The organism is Bradyrhizobium cosmicum (assembly GCF_032290525.1).
GTDB lineage: Bacteria > Pseudomonadota > Alphaproteobacteria > Rhizobiales > Xanthobacteraceae > Bradyrhizobium > Bradyrhizobium cosmicum_A.
The window spans coordinates 101,211-110,235 of sequence record NZ_JASXTA010000021.1 but is presented as its reverse complement, the minus strand read 5'-3'; the positions used below and the strand labels follow the sequence as shown (position 1 = coordinate 110,235).

Here is a 9,025-nt window from a genome sequence, read left to right as displayed (position 1 = left end):
ATTGCGCATCTGAGGATCCATAACCGCGATCGGGAGTATGGATTCCGGGCTCTCGCTTCGCGAGCCCCGGAATGACGAACAACAATTCACAGTGAGAAATCGAAAATGACCGGACCAGAGACCCTCGACGTCGCGCGTGATGCGATCTGGACCATCGTGATCGTGTCGTCGCCGCTGATGGTGGTCGGGCTCGTGGTCGGCGTCGTCGTGTCGCTGTTCCAGGCGCTGACGCAGATCCAGGAGCAGACGCTGATCTACGTGCCGAAGATCCTGGCGATCTTTGCCACGATGCTGCTGGCGCTGCCGTTCATGGCCGACGCGCTCCATTCCCATATGCTGCGGATATCGTCGCGAATCATCGGCGGCTGAGGCACAATGCGTCCGTCATGCGCATCGACGTATCGCTGCTGCCGGCGCTCGCCGCGTCCTTCATGCTCGCCTTCGCCCGGGTCGGTGCGATGGTAATGCTGCTGCCGGGCCTGGGCGAGACCAACATCCCGACGCGGATCAAGCTGTCGATCGCGCTGCTGCTCACGCTCATCATCCTGCCGCTGCATCGGGGCGCCTATCACGTCGACATGGAGTCGATCGCACCGCTGCTGGTCCTGATGCTGCATGAGATCGTGATCGGCATCGTGCTGGGGGCGACCGCGCGCGTGACGCTGTCGGCGCTCCAGGTCGCAGGTGCCGTGATCGCGCAGCAGATGGGGCTCGGCTTCGTCACCTCGGTCGATCCGACGCAGGGTCAGCAGGGCGTGCTGGTCGGCAATTTCCTGACCATGCTCGGGGTGACGCTGCTGTTCGCCACCGACAGCCATCATCTGGTGATCGCGGCGCTGAACGACAGCTACAGGATCTTCTCGCCGGGCGAGACCGTGTCGAGCGGCGATATCGCTGCGCTTGCGACGCGGGCCTTTTCCGCTGCGTTCCTGCTTGGCCTGCAGCTATCGGGGCCATTCCTGGTGTTCGGCCTCGTCTTCAACATCGGGCTTGGCGTGCTGGGACGTCTGATGCCGCAGATGCAGGTCTATTTCGTCGGCGTGCCGTTGTCGATCTTCGCGGGCTTCCTGGTGCTTGCCGTGGTGCTCACCGCGATGATGGGCACGTATCTCGACTACTTCATCGGTGTCATGCACCAGATGATGCTGTTGAAGTGAGAGATCGATGGCCGAAGACAAAGATCCCGACAGTCAAACAGAAGACCCGACGCAAAAACGTCTCGAAGAGGCGCTCGAACGCGGCGACGTCGCCAAGAGCCAGGAGATCAACACCTGGTTCATGATCGCGGGCGCAACGCTCGTGGTCTCGACCTTCTCGGGATCGGTCGGCAGCGGGCTGCTGACGCCGATGCGCAACCTGCTCGCCAATGCCTGGATGATCAAGACCGACGGCAAGGCTCTGCTCGCGTTGATGCAGCAGATCGAGGTCGCCGTGCTCGCGGCGGTCGGCGTGCCCTTGCTGATGCTGGTGCTGGCGGCGATTGCCGGCAACATGCTTCAGCATCGCCTGGTCTGGTCGGCCGAATCTCTCAAGCCCAAATTCAGCAAGCTGTCGCCTGCCGAAGGCTTCAAGCGCATCTTCGGCAAGCAGGCGGCGGCGAACTTCCTCAAGGGCATCGGCAAGCTGATCGTGCTCGGCGTGGTCATGACCATGATCCTGTGGCCGGAGCGGCATCGCATGGAGGCGATGGTCAGGCTCGATCCGGCCGCCATGCTGGGGGCCACCACCAGCATGACCATCCATTTGCTCGGCGCGGTGGTCGCGGCGCTCGCCATCATCGCCATCGGCGACTATTTCTTCCAGTACCGCAGCTGGTTCCAGCGGCAGAAGATGTCGCTCCAGGAGATCAAGGAAGAGTTCAAGCAGTCCGAAGGCGACCCGCACATCAAGGGCAAGCTGCGGCAATTGCGCCAGCAGCGCTCCAGGAAACGCATGATGGCGGCGGTTCCCAAGGCCTCCGTGATCATCACCAACCCGACCCACTATTCGATTGCTCTGTCCTACGAGCGCGGCATGTCGGCGCCGATCTGCGTCGCCAAGGGCGTCGACAATCTCGCCTTCAAGATCCGGGAGATCGCGCGCGAGCACGACATCCCCATCGTCGAAAACGTGCCGCTGGCGCGCGCGCTCTACGCCAGCGTCGAAATCGACCAGGAAATCCCGACCGAGCACTACCATGCAGTCGCCGAAGTCATCGGCTACGTCATGCGGCTGAAGCGCGGATTCGGCGCCGGGTGAGGCTAAAATACCCGAAAAGTACCGGAAATGGCCGTAAACTGGGAATCAGCGTACCATTCGTCCTTGCTGCCCTTGCGCCTGCGGGTCCTGATGAGGCAGGGAAGGCCCCGCGCGCGCCGCAGCGCGTTGATTCTCTGCCAACAGGCTGCGTCAGCTTGAGATGACTGCTGAGACCGACCACGACCTCACACGCGAGCCCGTTGCGGCGCACGAGCCATCGCCGCGCTCGGGCAGCATTGCGCTGGTGCTGCTGGTGGCCGCCGGTCTCGTCGCCGTCGCCGTCGGGCTGATGACGCTCGGGCGCGCGCAGGCGCAGCCCTATATCCTCGGCATTCTCGCCGTGCTGGCGATGGTCGGCCTGTTCAACCTGTTCGCCTTCGCCGCCGGCATCATCCGTTTCGTCGACCGCAATCTCGACGACCCCGTGATGGGGCGCATCGCCGACCATGCCTTCGACGGCCTGGCGGTGACCGACCCGCGCGGTCATGTGGTCTATTCCAATGCGGCCTATCTGACGCTGACCGGGGCCACCGGCCCGCAGGAGGTGCGTCCCGTCGAGCGCATCTTCATCGGCAATCCCGATGTCTCCGAGGCCGTGTTCCGTCTGCTGAAAGCAGCGCGCGAAGGCAAGCGCCAGCAGGAAGAGGTGCGCATCTCCGGCCATGACGGCAGCCAGGGCCGCTGGCTGCGCATGCGGGTGCGCCCGCTCGGCACCGGCAAGCGCGAGTCGAAATATGCGGTGTGGTCGATCGCCGACATCACCCGCGACCGCGAGCGCCAGGAGGACGTGTTCCAGGAGCTCCAGCACGCGATCGAATATCTCGATCACGCGCCTTGCGGCTTCTTCTCGGTCAATCCGGCCGGCGAGCTCGCCTATGTCAACGCGACGCTGGCGAACTGGCTCGACTACGACCTCGCCGAGATCGGCTCGGGCGGGCTCAAGCTCACCGACATCGTCTCCGGCGACGGCGCTTCGCTGCTCACCTCGATCGTGGCGGTGCCGGGCGAGGTGAAGACCGAAGTCTTCGACATCGACCTGCGCATGCGCACGGGCAAGACCATGCCGGTGCGGCTCTATCACAAGCTCGCCTTCGGCGCCGACGGCGCGCCGGGACCGTCGCGCACGCTGGTCATCAGCCGCGCCCGCGACGAGCGCAGCGATCCGGACCGCGCCGCCGAAGTGCGCTTCATGCGCTTCTTCGACCATACGCCGATGGCGATCGCGACCGTCGACCGCGGCGGCAACGTCGTGCGCGCCAATGCGCGCTACGCCAAGCTTGGACAGGCGCTCGGGCTCGACAGCGCCTCCAAGTCGATCTTCCGCGCGGTCAATTCGCGCGACCGCCACCTCTTGATCGCGGCCATCAACCAGGCCGCCGAGAACCAGGCCGACATCGCTCCCGTCGAGGTGGCGCTGGAGGGGACCAAGGAGCGGTGGGGCCAGTTCTTCGTCACGCCGGTCGACGGGGGCGAGAACGACGCCGAAGCCGCCATCGTGCACATGCTCGAGACCACCGAGCGGCGCGCGCTGGAGAACCAGATCAACCAGTCGCAGAAGATGGAGACGGTCGGCCAGCTTGCCGGCGGCATCGCCCACGACTTCAACAACGTGCTCTCCGCCATCATGATGGCGAACGACTTCCTGCTGAACGCGCACAAGCCGACCGATCCGTCGTTCCAGGACATCATGCAGATCAAGCAGAACGCGACGCGGGCCGCGACGCTGGTGCGGCAGCTGCTGGCGTTCTCGCGGCGCCAGACGCTGCGGCCGCAGGTGCTTGACCTCGGAGATGCGCTGTCCGACCTCGCCATGCTGCTGCGCCGGCTGATCGGCGAGAAGGTCAAGCACGAGACCATCCACGGCCGCGATCTCTGGCCGGTGAAGGTCGACGTCTCCCAGTTCGAGCAGGTGATCGTCAACCTCGCGGTGAACGCGCGCGACGCCATGCCTGACGGCGGCAAGCTGATCATCCGCACCGCCAACGTCACTGTCGAAGAGGCGGCCAAGCTCGCCTACAAGGGCATGCCGGCCGCCGACTATGTGCGGATCGAGGTCGCCGACACCGGCACCGGCATTCCCGCCGACATCCGTGACAAGATATTCGAGCCGTTCTTCTCGACCAAGGAAGTCGGCAAGGGCACCGGTCTCGGGCTCTCCACCGTCTACGGCATCGTCAAGCAGACCGGCGGCTTCATCTACGTGGATTCCGAGCCGGGGCAGGGCACCTCGTTCCACATCTTCCTGCCGCGCCATCACGCCGAGCTGGAAGCGCAGGTCGAGCAACCTGCCGCAGCGGTCAGCGCGGCCAATGGCGCCGCGAAGGAAGCTGCGGCTGGCGCAGCGGAGGCCAAGCCGCGCACCGATCTCACCGGACAGGGCACCATCCTGCTGGTCGAGGACGAAGAGGGCCTGCGCGCTCTCAATGCACGCGGCCTGCGCTCGCGCGGCTATACTGTGGTCGAGGCCGAGAACGGCGTCGAGGCCATGGAGGTCCTGGAGGAACAGAGCGGCGGGATCGATCTCGTCGTCTCCGACGTCGTGATGCCGGAGATGGATGGCCCGACGCTGCTGAAGGCGATGCGCGAGAAGAACCCTGAGATCAAGTTCATCTTCGTCTCCGGCTACGCCGAGGATGCCTTCGAGAAGAGCCTGCCCGAGGGACAGCAGTTCGACTTCCTGCCGAAGCCGTTCACGCTCAGCCAGCTCGTGGCGGCCGTGAAGGAGACGATGGCGAAAGTGGGGTAACCGCCTGCGTCAACGCGCCGGTAGCGGGCGACCGCGGTTCCGGGGCTTTCCGGACAAACCCTCGTCAAATATGGGCTTTTGCCGCATCCCCGCGACTGAGGGCCGCAGCCACAAGTTCCGAAACCGGCTTCCCTTTTCGAGAAGGCTGACCATCTTAGAGGCACATCCCCATGCCGGGGATTTGGGAAAAGAACATGAATTTCTCGCAACGTAGCCGCAGTCTCTTCAAGACGATTGCCGTCGTACTGGCGCTCGGGCTGCCGACTGCGCTGGTGATCTCGTCGGCCGACGCCCGCGTCGGAGGCGGCATGTCGTCGGGTTCGCGCGGCTCGCGGACCTACTCAGCCCCCCCGTCGACCACGACCGCGCCGGGCTCGACGTCGCAGTTCAACCGGACCTACACCCAGCCGGGCGCAGGCATGAATTCGGCTGCTGCCGCACCCGCGCGCGGTGGCATGTTCGGCCGCGCCGGCGGCTTCATGGGCGGCCTTGCGGCCGGCTTCCTCGGCGCAGGCCTGCTCGGCATGCTGTTCGGCGGCGGCCTGTTCGGTGGCCTCGGCGGCCTGTCGTCGATCCTGGGCCTGATCATCCAGATCGTGCTGGTGGTGGTCGTGGTGCGGCTGGCGATGTCGTGGTGGCAGCGCCGCCACTCGCAGCAGGCGGCCTACGCCAACGCTGACGCCAGTGCCGGTCAGGGGCCGCAGCCGAACTATCGCAGTGGCCCCGGTGGCGGCGGTCTCGGTGGTGGACTTGCCGGCGGTCTTGGCGGCTTCGGCTTCGGCGCCAACGCCAACAACGCGCCGGTCGAGATCAAGCCTGATGACTATGAGGCGTTCGAGCGCCTGCTCGCCGATGTCCAGACCGCCTGGTCGAACGAGGACGTGGCCAAGCTGCACACGCTCGCGACGCCGGAAATGGTCTCCTATTTCGAGAAGGACCTCGCAGAGAACCGTGCGCGCAACGTCGTGAACAAGGTGACCAACGTCAAGCTGTTGCAAGGCGACCTTGCGGAAGCCTGGCGGGAAGGCGAGACCGAGTTTGCCACGGTGGCGCTGCGCTTCGCGCTCACCGACAAGACGACCGATCGCAACACCGGCGCGGTTGTCGCCGGCAGCGAGCAGCCGGGCGAGGCGACTGAAGTCTGGACCTTTGCCCGCCGTCCGGGCACTGGCTGGGAATTGTCGGCGATCCAGCAGACCAACTGATCGCAGACGACATGAGGAACCAGGGCGTCGTGCTTTTTGCACGGCGCCTTTTTCTTTTTGGGCGTCTCGCACCGCGGTATCGGAATAAGCCGGCGCGCGTCGGGTTGACATCTGGCGGCCAACGAAAAACACAACTGGAGGACAGCATGATCCGTATCGAGAGATCCCTGACGATTTCGGGCCTCGCACTTGCCGCGGCCTTGATTGCGGCGCCATCGGCGCAGGCGCAGTCGGCCGACATGACGTTCTTCGTGACCTCCAGCGGTCCTGGCAAGGGCGCCGATCTCGGCGGCCTGGAGGGGGCCGATGCGCAATGCCAGAAGCTGGCACAGGCCGGCGGCGCCGGCACGAAGACCTGGCGCGCCTATCTGTCGACGCAGGCCGCCGACGGCAAGCCGGCCGTCAACGCCAAAGATCGCATCGGCAGGGGACCCTGGCAGAACGCCAAGGACGCGGTGATCGCCAAGGACGTCGCCGACCTGCACGGACCGGCCAACAACCTCACCAAGCAGACCGCACTCAGCGAGAAAGGCGAGGTCATCAACGGCGCCGGCGACACGCCGAACCGGCACGACATCCTCACGGGATCGCAACCCGACGGCACCGCTTTTGCCGCGGGTGACGACAAGACCTGCAAGAACTGGACGTCGAGCACGCAAGGCGCAGCGGTCGTCGGCCACGCCGATCGTCGAGGCCTGTCCGATGACGAGCCGTCGAAATCCTGGAACAGCTCTCACCCCTCGCGCGGTCCCGATGGCGGCTGCTCGCAATCCGATCTGAAGAGCACCGGCGGCGACGGGTTGCTGTATTGCTTCGCGTCGAATTGAGGCGCTGAACCCTCCCAACCGTCTTGCGACGGCTCTCGCGACGAAGCAAATCCAGACTGTCTCCGCAGAAGCCATTTCTGGAATTGCTTCGCTGCGCTCGCAATGACGAGCGCGTGACGGCTGAGTTCCGCTCGTCTCTGCGGGAACCGGGAGCCACATGCTACATTGGTCCCGTCGCCCCAATGTGCACGGACCTCTCCCATGAAATACGAGCTCTATTACTGGCCCGAGATCCAGGGCCGCGGCGAATATGTGCGGCTGGCGCTGGAGGAGGGGGGCGCGGCCTACGCGGACGTCGCGCGCGGCCCGCGCGGCACGGCTGCGATGATGAAGATGATGGACGCGCGTGAGGGCACGCCGCCCTTTGCGCCGCCGTTCCTGAAAGCCGGCAAGCTCGTCATCGGTCAGACCGCCAACATCCTGCTCTATCTCGGCAGCCGTCACGGGCTGGCGCCGAAGACGGAAGCCGGAAAACTCTGGGTGCATCAGCTCCAGCTCACCATCACCGACCTCGTGGTCGAGATCCACGACACCCACCATCCGCTCGGGCCCTCGCTCTATTACGAGGACCAGAAGGCGCCGGCCAAGAAGCGCACGGCCGACTTCTGGAGCGAGCGCGTGCCGAAGTTCCTCGGCTATTTCGAACAGCTTCTCGCCGGCAATGGCGGTGCCTATGTCACCGGCCGCAGGCTGAGCTATGTCGATCTCTCGCTGTTCCAGATCGTCGATGGACTGCGCTACGCCTTCCCCAAGCGGATGAAGGCATTCGAGAAAGATATCCCGGGCCTTGTCGGCCTGCACGATCGCATCGCCGCGCGGCCGAACATCAAGGCCTATCTCGCAAGCGAGCGCCGCATTCCCTTCAACGAGCAGGGCATCTTCCGCCGTTATCGCGAGCTCGACGGCTAAAGCGCATTCGAGCGAAGTAGATGCGCCGTGCCGCGCAGAGGCTGATGCGTGCTCACCACACGCCGGGCAGCAGCCGATAGCGCACGCGCGCGACGTAGTCGGAATAGCCGGGCAGGCCCTCGCGCAGCGTGCGCTCCTCGATCCCGATGCGGACCGCAAACAATGCGAGGATGAGTGGCACCATCGCAAGTCCCCACCACGAGCCCAGCAGCAGCGGCACGCCGGCGAAGAACAGGATCATGCCGCTATACATGGGATGGCGCACATGCGCGTAAGGCCCGGTCGAGATCACGCGCTGCGCGCGCTCGGCCTGCAGCTTCACGACGGGGGCGGCAAACGAGTTTTCGCGGAACACCCAGAGGACGAACAGCGTCGAGAGCAGAAACAGCACGAGGCCGAGCACCTGGAACCCGACCGGCATGTCCGAGGACAGCATGCGCCGGTCGAGCCCCATCGCGACCAGCCAAGCCAGCATCGCGGCGACGAACACAGTCATGAAGACCTTGTCTGCCGCGGGCTGGTCCCTTTGCAGCACCGGCCGCAGACGTTCGGCGAGCAGTGCGGGATCGACCCGATAAAGCCACCAGCCGCAGAGCGGGCCGAGCAGGGCACAGGTGGCGAGGAACACCCAGGCCGAAGGCCAGTGCAGGGTCCCGGCGCACGCGAACAGCAGCGCGCCCATCGCGACAGTGGTGATCGTGTTCTGCAACAGCAGTCTTGCGATCATGCGCAGGTCTCAGGTCAGCCGCGCGCGATATTGGTCCCGCTATCCGGCAAAGATGCGGCCGGACACGCGAAAAGCCCGATCGACCGGATCGGGCGTTTCATCCCCGGCAAGGGCTGATCAGGCGAGCTGATCGATCCGCGTGCCCTGACCCGGCGGTAGCGGCGCGGGCGGCTGCGGCTTGTAGGTCGGGTCGGTGTCCTTGACCTTGGTCTGATCGTCCTGCTGCTTGGTCGTGTCGTAGTTCGGCACCACGATCGCGATCGGCGGCGGCGCAACGGTCGAAACGTTCATCCGCAAATCCTCACACATGGAAACAATTGACCCTGCGCCGTGAGGAGCAAAACTTCCGTCAAGCCAATCGTTAAAATGCGAG

The 9,025-nt window shown here is 65.1% G+C and carries 9 protein-coding genes; 7 read left to right on the top strand and 2 right to left on the bottom strand.

All coding sequences use genetic code 11. The annotated features are described in order from the left end of the window. Window positions 1-105 precede the first annotated feature (105 nt). From fliQ to QSV46_RS30885, 7 genes are all read left to right on the top strand, one after another. The gene (gene fliQ / locus QSV46_RS30915) at window positions 106-369 is read left to right on the top strand and encodes a flagellar biosynthesis protein FliQ (RefSeq protein WP_007612284.1); all 264 of its coding nucleotides are present in this window, start codon (window positions 106-108) and stop codon (window positions 367-369) included. Between the two features lie 17 nt (window positions 370-386). Continuing rightward, window positions 387-1,157 carry a flagellar biosynthetic protein FliR gene (gene fliR, locus QSV46_RS30910; protein WP_314960527.1) on the top strand — a complete coding sequence of 257 codons (771 nt, stop codon included), beginning with the start codon at window positions 387-389 and terminating at the stop codon, window positions 1,155-1,157. 7 nt (window positions 1,158-1,164) lie between these two features. Beyond that, window positions 1,165-2,238 (top strand): flagellar biosynthesis protein FlhB, encoded by a 1,074-nt coding sequence (flhB, locus tag QSV46_RS30905; protein ID WP_314960525.1) that lies wholly within the window; start codon window positions 1,165-1,167, stop codon window positions 2,236-2,238. Between the two features lie 160 nt (window positions 2,239-2,398). Beyond that, entirely contained in the window at window positions 2,399-4,984 is a 2,586-nt protein-coding gene (cckA, locus tag QSV46_RS30900; RefSeq protein ID WP_314960523.1) for a cell cycle histidine kinase CckA, read from the top strand. A 170-nt stretch (window positions 4,985-5,154) separates the two neighbouring features. Beyond that, window positions 5,155-6,189 carry a Tim44 domain-containing protein gene (locus QSV46_RS30895; RefSeq protein WP_314960521.1) on the top strand — a complete coding sequence of 345 codons (1,035 nt, stop codon included), beginning with the start codon at window positions 5,155-5,157 and terminating at the stop codon, window positions 6,187-6,189. A gap of 146 nt (window positions 6,190-6,335) precedes the next feature. After that, window positions 6,336-7,016, top strand: a complete 681-nt coding sequence (locus tag QSV46_RS30890) for a lectin (RefSeq protein ID WP_314960519.1) — start codon at window positions 6,336-6,338, stop codon at window positions 7,014-7,016. Between the two features lie 201 nt (window positions 7,017-7,217). Then, window positions 7,218-7,925, top strand: a complete 708-nt coding sequence (locus QSV46_RS30885; RefSeq protein WP_314960516.1) for a glutathione S-transferase — start codon at window positions 7,218-7,220, stop codon at window positions 7,923-7,925. A 52-nt stretch (window positions 7,926-7,977) separates the two neighbouring features. Here the strand turns inward: QSV46_RS30885 and QSV46_RS30880 are convergent, their stop codons facing one another. Both QSV46_RS30880 and QSV46_RS30875 read right to left on the bottom strand, forming a co-directional pair. Then, complete coding sequence (locus QSV46_RS30880) at window positions 7,978-8,652, bottom strand: isoprenylcysteine carboxylmethyltransferase family protein (RefSeq protein WP_314960514.1); 675 nt, start codon at window positions 8,650-8,652, stop codon at window positions 7,978-7,980. 117 nt (window positions 8,653-8,769) lie between these two features. Continuing rightward, complete coding sequence (locus tag QSV46_RS30875; protein WP_314960512.1) at window positions 8,770-8,943, bottom strand: hypothetical protein; 174 nt, start codon at window positions 8,941-8,943, stop codon at window positions 8,770-8,772. Window positions 8,944-9,025: the final 82 nt, after the last annotated feature.

Coding starts and splice junctions, on each gene's coding strand:
- QSV46_RS30890 (WP_314960519.1), top strand. CDS start 6,336: ATGATCCGTATCGAGAGATCCCTGACGATTTCGGGCCTCGCACTTGCC.
- fliQ (WP_007612284.1), top strand. CDS start 106: ATGACCGGACCAGAGACCCTCGACGTCGCGCGTGATGCGATCTGGACC.
- flhB (WP_314960525.1), top strand. CDS start 1,165: ATGGCCGAAGACAAAGATCCCGACAGTCAAACAGAAGACCCGACGCAA.
- QSV46_RS30885 (WP_314960516.1), top strand. CDS start 7,218: ATGAAATACGAGCTCTATTACTGGCCCGAGATCCAGGGCCGCGGCGAA.
- QSV46_RS30895 (WP_314960521.1), top strand. CDS start 5,155: ATGCCGGGGATTTGGGAAAAGAACATGAATTTCTCGCAACGTAGCCGC.
- QSV46_RS30880 (WP_314960514.1), bottom strand. CDS start 8,652: ATGATCGCAAGACTGCTGTTGCAGAACACGATCACCACTGTCGCGATG.
- cckA (WP_314960523.1), top strand. CDS start 2,399: ATGACTGCTGAGACCGACCACGACCTCACACGCGAGCCCGTTGCGGCG.
- fliR (WP_314960527.1), top strand. CDS start 387: ATGCGCATCGACGTATCGCTGCTGCCGGCGCTCGCCGCGTCCTTCATG.
- QSV46_RS30875 (WP_314960512.1), bottom strand. CDS start 8,943: ATGAACGTTTCGACCGTTGCGCCGCCGCCGATCGCGATCGTGGTGCCG.